15 protein-coding genes and 1 pseudogene are annotated in these 14,583 nt (G+C 69.6%); 5 read left to right on the forward strand and 11 right to left on the reverse strand.

All coding sequences use genetic code 11. The features are described from left to right. Positions 1-3: 3 nt before the first annotated feature. The 5 genes from KBZ33_RS08340 to KBZ33_RS08360 form a co-directional block, all read right to left on the reverse strand. Complete coding sequence (locus tag KBZ33_RS08340) at positions 4-654, reverse strand: flavin prenyltransferase UbiX (RefSeq protein WP_254952201.1); 651 nt, start codon at positions 652-654, stop codon at positions 4-6. A 7-nt stretch (positions 655-661) separates the two neighbouring features. After that, positions 662-2,968, reverse strand: coding sequence for an RNB domain-containing ribonuclease (locus KBZ33_RS08345; protein WP_254952199.1), 2,307 nt, complete (start codon positions 2,966-2,968; stop codon positions 662-664). A gap of 146 nt (positions 2,969-3,114) precedes the next feature. Further along, the gene (locus KBZ33_RS08350; RefSeq protein WP_254952197.1) at positions 3,115-3,423 is read right to left on the reverse strand and encodes a TMEM165/GDT1 family protein; all 309 of its coding nucleotides are present in this window, start codon (positions 3,421-3,423) and stop codon (positions 3,115-3,117) included. A 22-nt stretch (positions 3,424-3,445) separates the two neighbouring features. Continuing rightward, positions 3,446-3,784 carry a TMEM165/GDT1 family protein gene (locus KBZ33_RS08355; RefSeq protein WP_254952196.1) on the reverse strand — a complete coding sequence of 113 codons (339 nt, stop codon included), beginning with the start codon at positions 3,782-3,784 and terminating at the stop codon, positions 3,446-3,448. Further along, positions 3,781-4,140: a YkgJ family cysteine cluster protein gene (locus KBZ33_RS08360; protein ID WP_254952194.1), complete on the reverse strand. Its 360-nt coding sequence runs from the start codon at positions 4,138-4,140 to the stop codon at positions 3,781-3,783. Before KBZ33_RS08360 ends, KBZ33_RS08355 begins: the two co-directional genes overlap by 4 nt. Here KBZ33_RS08360 and KBZ33_RS21600 point away from each other — a divergent pair. Then, a pseudogene (locus KBZ33_RS21600) lies at positions 4,112-4,348 on the forward strand (hypothetical protein); the annotation flags it as partial. The gene KBZ33_RS08360 and the pseudogene KBZ33_RS21600 sit on opposite strands and share 29 nt — an antisense overlap. On the opposite strand, the gene KBZ33_RS08370 reads toward KBZ33_RS21600, so the two are convergent. Then, a complete protein-coding gene (locus KBZ33_RS08370; protein ID WP_254952192.1) occupies positions 4,247-5,692 on the reverse strand; it encodes a chloride channel protein in 1,446 nt (481 codons plus the stop codon). The pseudogene KBZ33_RS21600 and the gene KBZ33_RS08370 sit on opposite strands and share 102 nt — an antisense overlap. Beyond that, complete coding sequence (recJ, locus tag KBZ33_RS08375) at positions 5,689-7,605, reverse strand: single-stranded-DNA-specific exonuclease RecJ (protein WP_254952190.1); 1,917 nt, start codon at positions 7,603-7,605, stop codon at positions 5,689-5,691. Before recJ ends, KBZ33_RS08370 begins: the two co-directional genes overlap by 4 nt. Before the next feature lie 88 nt (positions 7,606-7,693). Between recJ and KBZ33_RS08380 the strand changes: the two genes are divergently transcribed. The 3 genes from KBZ33_RS08380 to KBZ33_RS08390 are packed head-to-tail and all read left to right on the forward strand — an operon-like array spanning position 7,694 to position 9,730. Continuing rightward, positions 7,694-8,455, forward strand: coding sequence for an HAD-IA family hydrolase (locus KBZ33_RS08380; protein ID WP_254952188.1), 762 nt, complete (start codon positions 7,694-7,696; stop codon positions 8,453-8,455). After that, positions 8,452-8,799, forward strand: coding sequence for a DUF565 domain-containing protein (locus KBZ33_RS08385; RefSeq protein WP_254952186.1), 348 nt, complete (start codon positions 8,452-8,454; stop codon positions 8,797-8,799). The genes KBZ33_RS08380 and KBZ33_RS08385 overlap by 4 nt, the downstream gene beginning before the upstream one ends. After that, the gene (locus tag KBZ33_RS08390; RefSeq protein WP_254952185.1) at positions 8,789-9,730 is read left to right on the forward strand and encodes a hypothetical protein; all 942 of its coding nucleotides are present in this window, start codon (positions 8,789-8,791) and stop codon (positions 9,728-9,730) included. The genes KBZ33_RS08385 and KBZ33_RS08390 overlap by 11 nt, the downstream gene beginning before the upstream one ends. Here the strand turns inward: KBZ33_RS08390 and rpmF are convergent. Further along, positions 9,688-9,870, reverse strand: coding sequence for a 50S ribosomal protein L32 (rpmF, locus tag KBZ33_RS08395; protein WP_216908893.1), 183 nt, complete (start codon positions 9,868-9,870; stop codon positions 9,688-9,690). The two genes, KBZ33_RS08390 and rpmF, sit on opposite strands and share 43 nt — an antisense overlap. Positions 9,871-9,962: 92 nt before the next feature. On the opposite strand from rpmF, the gene ftsH reads away from it, so the two are divergent. Then, positions 9,963-11,834 carry an ATP-dependent zinc metalloprotease FtsH gene (ftsH, locus tag KBZ33_RS08400; protein ID WP_396108206.1) on the forward strand — a complete coding sequence of 624 codons (1,872 nt, stop codon included), beginning with the start codon at positions 9,963-9,965 and terminating at the stop codon, positions 11,832-11,834. Here the strand turns inward: ftsH and KBZ33_RS08405 are convergent. The 3 genes from KBZ33_RS08405 to thrC all read right to left on the reverse strand — a co-directional run bounded on the left by KBZ33_RS08405 (position 11,772) and on the right by thrC (position 14,457). Next, entirely contained in the window at positions 11,772-12,770 is a 999-nt protein-coding gene (locus KBZ33_RS08405) for a cupin (RefSeq protein WP_254952183.1), read from the reverse strand. The two genes, ftsH and KBZ33_RS08405, sit on opposite strands and share 63 nt — an antisense overlap. An 89-nt stretch (positions 12,771-12,859) precedes the next feature. Then, positions 12,860-13,135 carry a MoaD/ThiS family protein gene (locus tag KBZ33_RS08410; RefSeq protein WP_254943450.1) on the reverse strand — a complete coding sequence of 92 codons (276 nt, stop codon included), beginning with the start codon at positions 13,133-13,135 and terminating at the stop codon, positions 12,860-12,862. A 41-nt stretch (positions 13,136-13,176) separates the two neighbouring features. After that, on the reverse strand, positions 13,177-14,457 hold the full coding sequence (gene thrC, locus KBZ33_RS08415) for a threonine synthase (RefSeq protein WP_254952181.1): 1,281 nt from the start codon (positions 14,455-14,457) through the stop codon (positions 13,177-13,179). Between the last annotated feature and the right edge of the window lie 126 nt (positions 14,458-14,583).

Consider the following 14,583-nt stretch of genomic DNA (forward strand, 5'->3'; position numbering starts at 1 on the left):
GCGTCAGGGGATGGAGGCTTCGTCCGCTGGAGAGCGGGCCACAGGCCCCTGCCAGCGCTGCAGGGAACCCAGCTGGAGGCCGAGGGTGTCGAAGACGCGGATCACCAGGAAATCCACCATCTCACCGATCGTGGTGGGCTGGTGGTACCAGGCAGGCACGGGGGGGGCAATGCGGGCACCGGCCTCGGCCAGGCTGGTGAGGTTGCGGAGGTGGACCAGGTTCCAGGGCAGTTCCCGCGGCGCGATCACCAGGGGACGGGCTTCCTTGAGGTGGACATCAGCCGCCCGCTCAATCAGATCCAGGGCCACCCCGGAGGCGATCCGCCCCACCGTTCCCATGCTGGCCGGCAGGATCACCATGCCACGGGTGAGGTAGCTGCCACTGGCGATGGCGGCGGCCTGGTCGTTCCAGCGATGGCAGTGCAGCTGGCCGCTGTTGCAGCCGGTGCGATCGCGCCAGAAATGCTCCTGGGCCTCGGGCTCCGATGGCACCCGCAGGCCCATCTCCGCCTGCCAGACGCCGATGGCGCCCCGGCTGGTCACCATTTCCACCGACTGGTTGTCCTCAAGGAGCAATTGCAGGGCCCTCTCGGCCAGGGGCTGGGCGGAGGCGCCGGACACCGCCAGCACCACGGGAAGCGAGGACGGCAGCATCCGTGGCTCAGCCCTCGCTCTCGGGACGTACCGGGTCGCCGTCGACATCAGCGTCGGTGGCGTTGGTGGCCTCGGAGCCGTCCTGATCGAATCTCTCCGGCTGGAGCACGGCCAGATCGATCTGATGGCGCAGGGGATCGACCTTCTGGATCTCCACATCCACCCCATCCCCCACCATGTAGGTGCGACGGAATTTGCGTCCCACCAGACGGTTCTGGCGGGAGCGGTATTCGTACCAGTCGTCCTTGAGGGAGCTGACATGCACCAGGCCCTCCACCTGGGAGGGGGGGACCTCCACGAAGAAGCCGTAGCTCTGCACGCCGCTGATCACCCCCGGCAGGGTCTGACCCACCAGGGGCTCGGTGTGGCGGGCCTGGGCCAGGGCCAGGGCATCGGACTGCAGTTCCTGCAGAAAGCGGCTGCGGCCGTTGAGGCGCTGGGCCAGACCATGGGCCAGGCCCTGCTGGTAAGGGGCCAGCTGGGTTTGGGTCAGCAAGGGCCAGTCGGTGCTGCCATGGCAGGTGTCGCTGGCCAGGTCGGTGCTGATCTTGTGGCGCACGCTGGGCCGGTCCTTGCCATCCACCAGCAGGGTCACCAACACCTGTTGGTTCCAGAGGTCGGTGTAGTGCAGGCCAGGGCAGCACCAGGGCGCCAGGGCGATCTCCTCACCGGCCACCGCGTGGGCGCCGGCTTCGGCCGCCAGCTGCACCGGCCTCAGGGCATCACGCAGCTGCTGCTGCAGGGGGCGGCCCCGGTCGGTGGCGGCGAAAACGGCGGCCAACTCGGCGGCGCTGGCATTGCCATCGGCGCTGAGCTCCATCGGGATGTCCAGGGCCAGGGCTGCCTTGGCGACGTCATTGATCTCGGTGGCTTCCGGGGCCGGGTTAAGGGCGAACAGGCCGGGCAGCTCGAGGGCCAGCAGGTGGCGGCCCAGGGCCCGGTGCGCCACCAGGACGGCTTCTCGAAGGATCGCCACCGGATCCTCAGCGGGCAGCTCCACCAGCCAGCCCTGGTGGGCCGCATCCGGGGCGGGCACCTGCAGGTCGCCCAGGCTGTCGATCGCGGGCATGGGCAGATCGAGATCGATCGAGCCCGCCGCCAGCCGCCGCTGGCGCAGCAGGCCGCTCAGCTGGACCAGGTTCTCCAGCAGGGGGAGGTGGTCCTTGAGGGCCTTGAGGGGCGCCGGGGTGGAGCGGGCCTTGGGCTTGCGCTCGGCCAGGGCCTGCAGAGCAGCCCGGTCGACCCGGGCCGCAGGCGTGATCTGGCTCAGGCTGAAGCGGAAATGCTCGAGGTTCCCTTGCCCATCCAGCTCCAGGGCCACCGAGACGGCCGCCTGGCTTTCACCGGGGCTGAAGCCGCTGGCCTTGGCCAGAGCCGGGGGCAGCAGGGGAAGCCAGCGGCGTCCCACACAGATCGCCTCACCCTGGTCCCGCAACCAGGAGTCGAGGCTGTTGCCCAGGCCGATCCGCTCGGCGATCGCTGGGCTGTGCACCCACAGCCGCCAGCCCCCCTCCCGTTCCTCCAGGGACACGGCCGGCAGGCCGGGGGCCTCAGCGCCGTCCCAGGCCTCCAGGAGCAAGGTCGGTAACGCCGTCAGATCGGCACGGCCCTTGGCGACGGGCTGCTTCAGGGTCGTACGGGGGCAGGCCGGCCGTTCCTGCAGGCGGTGCTTGGCCAGGAGCAGATCGGTGTCAGCGGCCTCACCGCCATGCACCGGCAGGCTTCGGGCAACATGGCCAGCCGGACCGAACTGGGCCACGGGGAAGCGGTCGATCTTCACTTCCACCACCGCGTCCTCGGCCGGGTCGAGGTGGACCGCATCGTCCTCCGGCAAGGCCACGGAGGTCAGCAGCCTGTCGTCGAGGGGAACGGCGACCAGCTGCCCATCCTGACGTTCGACCTGGGCCAGCAGGCTGGGGGTGTGGCGCTCGAGGATGCACTGCACTCCCCCTTCCGGAGATCGGCGCCGGCCCCCCTCACGGGTGATCTTGACCAGAACCCGGTCCCCGTTCCAGGCATGGTTGAGCTGGTGGTCACGGATGTAGATGTCCTCGCCGCCGTCTTCCCTCAGGGCGAAGCAGAAGCCCTTGCTGGAGCAACGCAGGCGGGCCGGAATCAGCTCGGGGGTCTCGCGAGAGCGCAGGCCTTCGCTGTCCTCTTCCACCAGCCCCAGACGCTGCAGGGCCTCCAGGCCGATGCGCAACTGCTGCTTGCAGGACTTGGTGGTCAAACCCAGCGACTTCTCCAGCTTGGCGAGGGCCACCGCATCGGTCGTCGAGAGATGGTCGAGCAGATCGGCGACCGTGAACTTCATCGGATGGGGGGTTACGCAGGGGATGGCGCTGCCTGGGCAGCGCGGTGGCCAGGGTGGTCCGGAGCGCGACGGGGTTCGGCGGCCCCGCTGATGGCTGGATGGCCCGAGGCGGCGCACGCCATCGCGGCGGACGTCATACGCCGACTCTAAGGAGCGGAGGTGTCGGAGTCTTCGCTGGTCTCGGCGCCGGATCGGACGATGAGGCGGGTGCCGATGATCAGGAAGCCGGCGGCGGCGGCAAGCTGCAGGCCATCGGTGGGGATGACGCTGGAGAGAGAACCACCCGCCGCCGCCCCCACCAGACTGGCCAGCACCAAAGCCGCGGCACTGCCAGCAAAGACGGCCCCGGGCCGGTTGGAGGTGCCGCTGATGCTGACGATGGCCAGCTGGGTTTTGTCGCCGAGCTCAGCCAGAAAGACGGTGGCGAAGGTGGAAGCGAGCAGGGCGAACGGCATGGCGTGCTTCGGGGTGACGATCTCAGGAGTTGAGCAGGTGCAAGGGCGCCAGGTGCAGCACCGCCTGGCGGCCAAGCCACAGGCCCAGGGCCACCATCAGCACCCCCGCCGCCCGCTCGAGCTGGTGGGCGGGCATGACGGTGGAGAGCCAGCGACCCAGCAGCACCCCCACCAGACTGGAGCAGATCAGGGCCAGCGAGGCCCCCACAAACACCGTGAATGGGCGGCCGGACTCGGCCGACAGCAACAGGGCGGCCAGCTGGGTCTTGTCGCCCAGTTCCGCCAGGAACACGGTGGTGGCGGTGCTCAGGAACACGCTGATCCAGGTGGAGGCGGCCGGGGTGTCCGGGTTGCTGCTCATGACGGCTGAGCGATGGTCCGCAGAAAACGGTGCATGACAGTGTGACGGCCCCCCAGCTCGGCGCGGATCTGCTGCTTGCAGGAGGCGATCGCCAAGGCCTCGGGGTCATCACCGGGCTGGCCGAACAGGGCGACCAACTGATCCACCCGGCAGAAGTCGGGTCGCTCCGCGTAGATGCGGCAACGGCGGGAGCCGGTGTCGAAGTGGCGGCACCAGCCGTCCTCACCCACCATCGAAAGATAAAGCTGTTGCTGCTCGGGATTGAGGGCCTCGATCGCGTCGCCCCTGAGGGCCGGGTCGAGACGGCAGCAGGAGCCACAGCCACTGATGCATTGCCAGTGCTCGGATCGGGGCAATGGAGCGGTACGGGGAGTTCCATTCACTCACACCCCCGGCACCGCGCCAGCCATCACAACCGATCACGGCAGCCGGCAGCAGGCTCGGAAGACCCCCGCAGGCGACCTACACTCCATGGCGATCGTCCCCTTCGCCAGCTGTCGCCCCATGGGTATCGACTTTCATCTCATCTCCAACTTTGGTGCTCTTGCCCTGATCACCCTGGCCGGTCCGGCCGTGATCTTCATCCTTTACTACCGCCGCGGCGCCCTCTGAGCCCTCCGGCATCAGCAAATCGGCCAAGGCGTGATACACCGGCCTGCCTTGCATGAAATGGCCGGTGTAGGCCGCGATCGCAGCGGCCGCCACCAGTCCTGGCATCAGCTGCTGATCGCCCGCCATGCGGATGGCGAAGGCGATCGTCATCACGGGCAGCTGGGTGGCACCCGCCAGCCCAGCCGCCATGCCCAGGGCCAGGCCCAGGTGCGGATCGCCGGCCAGGGCTCGCACGACCCCCGCTCCGAACACCCCCCCCAGGGCAAAGGCCGGGTCGATCAGGCCTCCAGGAATCCCTGTTGACAGCGCCAGAACGGGTCCGAGCAGCCGTGCGGCCAGCAGGGCCCCCCAATGCCAGTCGAGCGTCGTGTCGGCGTCCTGGTCGAGAACCAGGCGCATCAAGGCTTCCCCGTCTCCGCCACTGGCGCCGCCGGTAAGCAGGGCCAGCAGGGCCAGCGCCAGTCCCGCCGCCAGGCCGAGGCCCAGGGGCCGTAGGCGGGCGATCGGGGTGATCAAGGCCGTGGCCCGCACCAACAACCAGGCGAAGCCGCCGCCGAGCAGGCCGCCGCCCAGGCCGATCGGGACCGCCCACAGCAGCTGGTCGAGCTCCGACACCGGGCTGGCGTTGATGCCAAGGGCGAACATCGGCTGACCGCCCAGGTTGCTCACCAGCGCCGCCGCGCTGGCCAGCACCAACGCCGGCCACACCAGCCGCTGCTGGAAGCTGCCGGTGAGCTCCTCGACCACGAAGATCACCCCCATCAGCGGTGTGTTGAAGCCGCCGGCCAGGCCGGCACCGGCCGCACCCGCCAGCAGATGGCCCCGACTGGCCCGGTGCAGCAGCCCCGGCCAACGCCGCAGCAGGGCCTGGCCCAGCGAAGCGCCCACCTCCACCACGGGGCCCTCCCGGCCCAGCGGCAGCAGGGCCAGGCTGGCCAGGGTCCAGAGCCCCAGCCGTTCCCCCGTGGGGGCGACGCTGAGCAGCTGGGCGCCCCGGTGGGGATCTTCCAGACAAAGCATCACCTGGGGGATGCCCGAGCCGGCACCGCGGCGCCAGGGGCCCTGCTGGAACCAGAGCAACAGCGGCACCAAAGGGATCGGCGCCAGGGCCAGCAGCCACCCGGCGGTGCTCCAGGTGCCGCCACTGAACGCCGGCAGGGCGGAGAGCAGCCGGTCCTGCAGCACGTCGATGCGATTGAGGGGCCAGCAGGCCAGTCCCACCAGGCCCCCCAACAGAGCCAGCTGGGCCAGGGAGCGAAGCAGGCGGAAGCGATGGCGGCTGTGGTGACGGCTCATCCTTCCGCCATCCCCAGGGCCATGGCCGCCTCCCGCAGCAGGCCCTGCACGTAGGGGTGGGGCGAAACCGCTGCATCGGCGAGTGCGCCGGAATCCTGGTGGATGGCTGAGCGCAACTCCTCGCCGGCGGCATTGGTGATCACCAGGGTGTCGCCCTGGCGCCGGCACCAGTAGGTGCGATCCCGCCGCTGCAGGACCACCCCGTCGCCGCCGCTGCAGCGGATCGCCTCCAGCTCGAGCTGGAACCGTTCCACCCCCTGCCAGTCATCGCGGCGCAGCCGGAAGGCCACATCCACCGGCCCGGCCCACTGGCTGGGTCCCTGCCAGCGCCAGCCGATCGCCCGCAGCCGCACGTCCCCCTGGGCCAGCTGCAGTTGAAGGTGGCCGCCACGCAGCACCTTCTGCTCCACCACCTGGCAGCGACTGGTCCAGAACAGGGGTGTGGGGTTACCAATGCCGAAGGGGGCCAGCCGTTGCAGCTGATGCCAGAACTCACGGTCGATGCGCCCCAACCGCAACAGGGCCTCGGGTTCCACGGTGCGACCATCCCCCGCCGCCTCCAGCCAGGCGCCGGCCAGGGCATCGAGCCGTTCCTGCAAGGCGGCGACGTTCTCGGCCCGCACCGTGAAGCCACCGGCGGCCGGATGGCCGCCGTGGCGCTCCAGCAGCTCGGCGCAGGCCATCAGGGCCGCATCCACGGCAAAGCCCTTGGGAGCCCGCACCGAAGCCCGCAGTCGACCGCCCCCCTCCGCCGCCAGCAGGGCCACCGGACGGCCGAAACGCTCCACCAGCCGGGAGGCGACGATGCCGATGACGCCATGGTGCCAGTGGCCCTGGGCGAGCAGCAGGAAGGCGGGCCGCTGGGGTCCGTCGGCCTCCAGCAGGGCCAGGGCCTCCGCCTCGATCGCACCGCAGAGCTCCCGCCGCTGGCGGTTGAGGGCTTCACAGGAGCGGGCCAGCTCCAAGGCCCGCTCCGGATCCTCCGTGGTGAGCAGGTCGACCACCAGCTGGGGATCCCCCAGCCGGCCCACGGCATTGATGCGGGGGGCCAACTGGAAGCCCACCGCCTCCGCATCGACCCGGTGCTTCTCCAGGCCCGCCAGTTGCCGCAGGGCCTGCAGACCCGGCAGGGGGCTGCTGCCCAGCAAGGGCAGGCCATCGAGCAACCAGCGGCGGTTCACCCCCTGCAGTGGTGCCATGTCGGCGATGGTGCCGATGCAGAACAGGTTGAGGGCGATCTCCAGCCCCTGGCGGTTCTTCAGCCGCCGGCAAAGGGCGGTGGCCAGCACGTGGGCCAGCCCCACGCCCGCCAGGCCCCGGTAGGGGGAGCCCACGGGGGTGACGGCCGGATGCAGCAGGGCCAGGTGCGGCGGTAGCTGGGGCGGCAGGGTGTGGTGATCGGTGAGGATCACCCCCACCTCAAGGGCGGCGGCGCGCTCCAAGGCCTCGATGGCGGCCACCCCGTTATCCACGGTGATCAGCAGCCGCACCCCCTCGGCCGCCAGCCGCTCCACCATGGCGACGTTGAGGCCGTAGCCGTCCTCCATGCGGCTGGGAATGGCGGCCCGGGGCCGGGCGCCGAGGCGCTGCAGCACCCCAACCAGCAGGGCGGTGCTGGTCATGCCGTCGGCGTCGTAGTCACCGCAGATGGCCACCGCCTCGCCCGCCTGGCAGCAGCGCACCAGCCGCTCGACAGCCACCGCCAGGCCGGGGAAATGGGCCTGGGGGTCGGGGGCGACCTCGGGTTCGAGCAGCCGGCGCACCGCCGCCGCCGTCCGCAGGCCACGACGCCGCAGGATCGTCAGCAATTCATCGGGCAGCGCGCCAGCAGAATCTGCGGCGCCCTCTGCCGGGTCATCGCCGCCCAGCGGAGTGGGCAGCAGCCAACGTCGCTCGTCGATGGCAGGGAGCAACGATGGGCGGGCGGGGCCTCCGCATTGTGGGAGGCGGGGTTGCGTGACGCACCCCTTAGCCTTGCGATGGCAACACGTGTGGCATCCGATGGCCCCGGCCCTGACGGCCCTGCTCTGGGACGTGGATGGCACCCTGGCCGAAACGGAGTTCGAGGGCCACAGGGTGGCGTTCAACCACAGCTTCGCGGCCGCGGGTCTGCCCTGGCGATGGGATCGCCCCACCTACGCCCGGCTGCTGGCGGTGAGTGGCGGCCACGAAAGGATCACCCATTTTCTGGAGCAGGCAGAAGGCCGCGCCCCCGAGCCGGAGCGGGTGGCGGAGCTGCAGCGCCACAAGCAGACCCTCTACACGGCTCTGGTGCGCCAGGGCGGGCTGGCCCTCAGGCCGGGGGTGGCCCGCCTGGTGCAGGCCGCCGCTGCCGCAGGCCTGCGGCAGGCGATCGTCACCACCAGCGGCCGCAGCGCCGTGACCTCCCTGCTCGAAGGGGCGCCGCCAGGGGTAGCTGGGGCCTTCGACTTCTGGATCTGCGGCGAGGACGTGGCAGCCAAAAAACCCGATCCGGAGGCCTACCGGCTGGCCCTGCAGCGCCTGGAGGCGAGTGATCAGGGCGTTTTGGTGCTGGAGGACTCCCCGGCCGGCCTGGCGGCCGCCAGCGGCGCCGGCCTGCCCTGTCTGGTCTGCAGAAGTGTGGCGACCCGGGAGCAACCGGCCAGCGCCTTCAGCGCCGCCCGGGCCGTGGTCGAGAACCTGGAGGAAGCTGAGGGCACAATCGTCGTGCGAAAGGGGCCGGCTTGCCCCGGCCCCCAGGTGACGCTGTCGTGGCTGCAGCGCCTGCTCGATCCGCCATGACCCGCCTCCCCGTGCAGCGGACCCGCTTTCAGGGACTGATCAGCCGGCTGGGGGGGCGGACGGTTGGCCTGGTGCGACGCAGCTGGCGGAGTGCCAGCCTGGCCGCCCTGGCCCTGCTGCTGGGTTTCTTCGCCGGTCAGAATCTCACAAGTTTGCTTCTGATCGCCTCTCCAGGGGGGAGGCCGGCCGTGGTGCTCGCCCTGCTACTGGTGATGGAAACGCTGGTGCGGCTGCGCAGCCGGTTGGTGCAGGCCGAGCCCTCCCTGACCTGGGTGATCGTCGACAACCTCCGCATCGGCGCCACCTACTCCATCGTGCTGGAGGCCTTCAAGCTTGGAACCTGAGCCGGCGGCGGATACCTGGGGGCGGCGGCTGGAGCAGGCTGGCGACCTCGGCCCGGTGCACCCCACCCTGCTGCGGCACCTGGCCCTGCCGCTGCTGCGGCGGCTGGAGAACAGCCTGGTCAGTGGAGCGGCCCAGCGGCGACCGGTCCTGGCCCTGAATGGGCCGGTGGGTGCCGGCAAAACCAGCATCGGCCGCGCCCTCGAGCGCCTTGCCGCCCAGGGCGGCCTGAAGCTCGTGGTGGCCTCGATCGACGACCTCTACTTACCCGCCGACCGACGGCGCCAGGTGCTGGCGGACAATCCCTTCGGTGTCAACCGGGTACCGCCCGGATGCCACGACCTGCCGCTGCTGCTGAGGGCGCTGAAGGCCTGGCGGGCTGGGGGGCCGCTGCGGCTGCCCCGCTTCGACAAGACCCTGGCCGGAGGCGAAGGGGAGCGGGCCGGCTGGCGTGAGCAGCCCGCGGACGCCCTGGTGATCGAAGGCTGGCTGATGGGCTGCCGTTCGCTTGGGCCGCTCGTCTTGGGCACGTGCCTGAAGAACGGTGCCGGACTCGAGGCCCTGACGGCCGCGGAGCGCGACTGGTTGCCCCTCTGGGACCACCATCTGGCGGCCTATGGGGAACTCTGGGACGCCTGTGACGGCCTCTGGCTGCTGCGTCCCGAGCGGTGGAGCCTGCCCCGACGCTGGCGCTTCCAGGCGGAGGCCCGACAGCGGCGTTCGGGTGGGGGCTGGCTCAAGGCTGACCAACTCGATGGTCTGGTGCGAGCCACACTCCATTCGCTGCCCCCCGCCCTCTATCAGGACCCCTTGCTCAAGCAGGACCCGTGTCTGGCGCTGAAGGGCGGCGTGTTCCTTGATGGCAGAAGGCGTTGCCGCCCCCTGCAGGCTCAGCTCTCTTCGCTGGCTTCGGCGTCTTCAGCGATCGGGTAGACGAAGCCCTGGGCGCGACCGCTGAGAACGGCTTTGCCCAGCGACATGGCCTTCTGGGCCGCTACACCGGCTTTGGCCTTCCAATGGGCATGGCGTTGATTGCGCTTGCCCTTGGAGGTTTTCTTCTTGGGTACAGCCATCCTGCTATCTCGTTGCCAAACGTTGATCCTGCGTCGCCGACTCGCCTTTCGTCAAATCGCTACAGTCAACTCCTGTCAAGGACGCCAGGCCTGTGAGCAGCAGTTCTCCTCCGGAGCCGGCCAAACCAGCCCCGCCGGTCCAACCGGGTTTCAGCCTGGGGGGCCAGTCCTCCGCGGCACCCTCCTACAGCCAGCTGTTGCGGGACATTGAAGCCGGCAAGGTGAAGAGCCTGGAGCTCTCCCCCGCCCAGCGGGTGGTGACCGCCACCTTCGCCGACGGCCGCAGCCGCCAGGTGGCGGTCTTCAGCGACAACCAGCAGCTGTTGCGCACCGCCGAACAGGCCAGGGTGCCCCTGGCGGTGCGGGATGAGCGGCGCGATGACGCCATGGCCGGGCTGGTCACCAACGGCCTGCTGGTGGTGCTGCTGATCGCCGGCCTGGTGCTGCTGGTGCGGCGCTCCGCCCAGGTGGCCAACAAGGCGATGGGATTCGGCCGCAGCCAGCCCCGTCTGCAGGAGGAAGGGGCGATCACGACGCGCTTCGAGGACGTGGCCGGCATCGCTGAGGCCAAGGAGGAACTGCAGGAGGTGGTGACCTTCCTCAAGACCCCGGAACGGTTCACCGCCATCGGCGCCCGCATCCCCAAAGGGGTGCTGCTGGTCGGCCCCCCCGGCACCGGCAAGACGCTGCTGGCCCGGGCCATCGCCGGTGAAGCCGGTGTGCCCTTCTTCTCCATGGCCGCCACCGAGTTCGTCGAGATGTTCGTGGGCGTGGGTGCCAGCCGGGTACGCGATCTGTTCCGTCAGGCGAAGGCCAAGGCCCCTTGCATCATTTTCATCGACGAGATCGATGCCGTGGGACGCCAGCGGGGGGCGGGGATCGGCGGCGGCAACGACGAACGGGAGCAGACCCTCAACCAGCTGCTGACCGAGATGGATGGCTTCGAGGACAACTCGGGGGTGATCCTGCTGGCCGCCACCAACCGCCTCGATGTGCTGGATACGGCCCTGCTGCGTCCCGGCCGTTTCGATCGCCGCATCAGCGTCGACCTGCCGGACCGCTCGGGTCGCGAAGAGATCCTCTCGGTTCACGCCCGCACCCGGCCCCTGGCCGAAGAGGTGTCCCTGGCCGACTGGGCGCGCCGCACCCCCGGTTTCTCCGGTGCCGACCTGGCCAACCTGCTCAACGAGGCGGCCATCCTCACGGCCCGGCGCCAGAAGAGCCAGGTGGACGACGAGGCCATCGGTGACGCCCTCGAACGCATCACCATGGGGCTGACCGCCGCCCCGCTGCAGGACAGCGCCAAGAAGCGGCTGATCGCCTATCACGAGATCGGCCACGCCCTGCTGACCACTCTGGTCCCCCCAGCCGACAAGCTCGACAAGGTGACGCTGTTGCCCCGGGCCGGTGGCGTGGGCGGTTTCGCCCGCACCATGCCCGATGAAGACATCCTCGATTCCGGCCTGATCAGCAAGGCCTACCTGCGGGCCCGGCTGGTGGTGGCCCTCGGCGGCCGTGCCGCCGAACTGGTGGTGTTCGGCCCCAGCGAGGTGACCCAGGGGGCCAGCAGCGACCTGCAACTGGTGCGGCGCATCTGCCGCGACATGGTGATGCGCTACGGCTTCTCCAGCCTCGGCCACTTCGCCCTCGAGGAAGAGGGGGAGGAGGTGTTTTTAGGCCGCGACTGGATCCGCTCCAGTCCCCACACCTCCGTACGCACTGGCAATCGCATCGACGAGCAGGTGCGCCAGCTGGCCAACGAGGCCCTGGAAAGGGCTGTGGCGGTGCTGACGCCCCGCCGCGAGCTGCTCGATGAGCTGGTCAACCGGCTGATCGAGATGGAAACCATCGATGGCGACAGCTTCCGCGCCTTGGTGGACGCCCACGAGGCCTCTGGCGGCTCAGCCCTCGCCGCCCAGGCCGGAGGCAAAGCGGATGTCGAGGCTGCGCAGGTGGGTGTGTAGGCCGGCGTCCTGAATCGGCAGCAGCCGTGCCATCCGGCCGCTCTCGTTGCCGTGGGCATGCCAGTGGCCCGGAGGGGTGATGAAAGCTCCCCCCGGCTCCCAATCGATCCGGGTGGGGTTGAGGATGGCACCATCGGCGCCAAGCTCACTGCCCACCAGGCTGTAGCAGCCAGGGTCGCAGTCGATGATCAGGTCGAGGGCCACCGACTGATGCCGGTGCGGCGGCTGAATGGCGCCATCGGGCACCACACCGAGCATCGCCCAGAGGGTATGGGTCACGGTGCGGGTGGCGGGCAGATCGGCGTGGGCCAGCAGGATGCTCAGCCGGTTGGAGCGGGCGGCGCTGGGGTCGGCCAACAGCTGCTGCAGGGCCTCCTCCTGGCGGGCGGCCGGGTAATGGATGGCACTGAAGCGGGGGCTGGCGGGCCGCACCCCCAGGTAGCGCAGCAGGGGGGCGTCATGCACCCAGTACAGAACGCTCTCCTCTGTGGCGTGAAGGAGGGGGTCGGCACCGGCGGGCAGCACGAACAGATCACCCTCGGCCCAGCTGAGACTGAGCGCTGGGCCGAGGGCGTCACCCGGGCGCTCCAGCCGGCCGGCGCCGCGCAGCACGTAAAACAGAGAGCTGGTGGCGGCCGCCGCCGCCTTGAGCCCCTCACCCGGCAGCAGGCGCAGGAAGTGGGCCGCCAGGCCCGGGCTGGTGGCGGGCCCGTCGCAACCCAGGGCGCCGCTGAGATCGAGGGGCAACACCGCCGTGGGCCCCTGGCCATGGAGCTCAGCGCCCCACTGGTGATAGCGGATCGGCTCGGTCAGCCCAGGCCGCACCGGATTGGCGGCCTGGCGGTAGTCGTAATAGAGGCCGGCCGACAGCCAGTCGTGGACAGCGCCGTTGCTTTCGGCAGGAACCGTGGGGCTGGGGGCCTGGATCGGTTCCATGGGAGGAAAGCGGATGGGTGGAAAAGCCTATGGAATCCACGGCGGCACCGCCGAACCCGCGGCGGCGGGCGCTGTGAGGCCATCCGGACTCAGCCGCCTGCGACCGCCGGCACGATGCTCACCTCATCCCCATCGCTGAGGACGGTGGCCTGGTTGTCCAGGAAGCGAATGTCCTCGCTGTTCACGTAGAGATTGAGGAAGCGACGCAGCTTGCCGTTCTCATCACACAGGCGGGCCTGGATGCCGGGATAACGACCTTCCAGAGCCTGGAGCAGGCCGTCGATGCTGGCGGCCTCGAGGCTGACGCTGGCCTCGTCGTTGGTGAATTTCTGCAGAGGGGTGGGGATCAGAACCTGGATGGCCATGGAGAACGTCGGTGGGACTGGAAACGATGGAAGGGGGCAGCTCAGGCCGGCGTGGCCTTGCTGCCGTGGGAGGCCTGGGACTGCGCCCAGGCGGCATTGAAACTGGCCAGCTGGGGCTCGATGGTGTAGGGGGCGCCGATGCAGGAAGCGATCGCTTCGGTGGTCTTGAGTCCGTTGCCGGTGATGTAGGCGACGGTGGTTTCCGAGGGGTCGATCTTGCCCTGTTCCACCAGCTTCTTGAGCACGGCGATGGTGGTGCCACCGGCGGTTTCGGTGAACACGCCCTCCATCTCGGCCAGCAGCTTGATGCCGTCGATGATCTCCTCATCGCTGACCGCCGCGATGGTGCCACCGGTGCGGTTGGCGATGTCGATGGCGTAGGGGCCGTCGGCGGGGTTGCCGATGGCGATCGACTTGGCGATGGTGTTCGGCTTCACCGGGGTGATGAAGTCGCGGCCGGCGGCGAAGGCCTGGGCGATCGGGGAGCAGCCCTCGGCCTGGGCGCCGCTGAAGCGCACCGGCTTCTCGTCGACGAGGCCCACCTTGATGAACTCGTCGAAGCCCTTGCGGATCTTGGTGAACAGGGAGCCGGAGGCCAGCGGAGCGACGATGTGGTCGGGAAGCTGCCAGCCGAGCTGCTCAATCACCTCGTAGCCGAGGGTCTTGGAGCCTTCGGAGTAGTAGGGGCGCAGGTTGATGTTGACGAAACCCCAGCCGTAGGTGTTGGCCACCTCGGAGCAGAGCCGGTTGACCTGGTCGTAATTGCCCTTCACCGCCATCAGGGTGGGGTTGTAGACGAGGGTGCCCAGCACCTTGCCCAGTTCGAGATCGCTGGGGATGAAGACGCAGCACTCCAGGCCGGCGTGGGCGGCGATGGCGGCGGTGGAGTTGGCCAGGTTGCCGGTGGAGGCGCAGCTGACGGTGGTGAAGCCCAGCTCACGGGCGCGGGTGAGGGCCACCGAGACGACGCGGTCCTTGAAGGACAGCGTCGGCATGTTGACGCCGTCGTTCTTGATGTAGAGCGAGGAGAGGCCGAGGCGCCTGGCCAGGCGATCGGCCTTGAGCAGGGGGGTGAAGCCGGTGCCCACGTCGATGGGGTCGCCTTCGACGGGCAGAAATTCCCGGTACCGCCAGATGGAGGTGGGGCCAGCCTCAATCGTGGCGCGGCTGACCCGGCTGCGGATGGCGTCGTAGTCGTAGACCACCTCAAGGGGGCCGAAGCAGACGTCTTCACAGACATGGCGAGCTCCGGCCTCATAGGGATGACCGCATTCCTTGCAGCGCAGGCCCGTGAAGGTGGAGCGGGAAAGGGTGGCGGTCAAAGCGATCCCGGACACTTTTCAGAAAGCTAACAGCGGTGGCCGGCGCCTGCCTTTAAAGCCGATCTCTGGGATCGGGTAATGAGTCTGCCGTCGTAATGCGGTGACCGAGGCGGTGGCAGTCGCTGG

The sequence above is a fragment of the Cyanobium sp. Cruz-8D1 genome, from assembly GCF_024345975.1.
Lineage (GTDB): Bacteria > Cyanobacteriota > Cyanobacteriia > PCC-6307 > Cyanobiaceae > Cyanobium.

Coding starts and splice junctions, on each gene's coding strand:
- rpmF (WP_216908893.1), bottom strand. CDS start 9,870: ATGGCTGTACCCAAGAAGAAAACCTCCAAGGGCAAGCGCAATCAACGC.
- KBZ33_RS08340 (WP_254952201.1), bottom strand. CDS start 654: ATGCTGCCGTCCTCGCTTCCCGTGGTGCTGGCGGTGTCCGGCGCCTCC.
- KBZ33_RS08405 (WP_254952183.1), bottom strand. CDS start 12,770: ATGGAACCGATCCAGGCCCCCAGCCCCACGGTTCCTGCCGAAAGCAAC.
- KBZ33_RS08380 (WP_254952188.1), top strand. CDS start 7,694: ATGGCCCCGGCCCTGACGGCCCTGCTCTGGGACGTGGATGGCACCCTG.
- KBZ33_RS08355 (WP_254952196.1), bottom strand. CDS start 3,784: ATGAGCAGCAACCCGGACACCCCGGCCGCCTCCACCTGGATCAGCGTG.
- KBZ33_RS08385 (WP_254952186.1), top strand. CDS start 8,452: ATGACCCGCCTCCCCGTGCAGCGGACCCGCTTTCAGGGACTGATCAGC.
- KBZ33_RS08410 (WP_254943450.1), bottom strand. CDS start 13,135: ATGGCCATCCAGGTTCTGATCCCCACCCCTCTGCAGAAATTCACCAAC.
- KBZ33_RS08350 (WP_254952197.1), bottom strand. CDS start 3,423: ATGCCGTTCGCCCTGCTCGCTTCCACCTTCGCCACCGTCTTTCTGGCT.
- KBZ33_RS08345 (WP_254952199.1), bottom strand. CDS start 2,968: ATGAAGTTCACGGTCGCCGATCTGCTCGACCATCTCTCGACGACCGAT.
- KBZ33_RS08370 (WP_254952192.1), bottom strand. CDS start 5,692: ATGAGCCGTCACCACAGCCGCCATCGCTTCCGCCTGCTTCGCTCCCTG.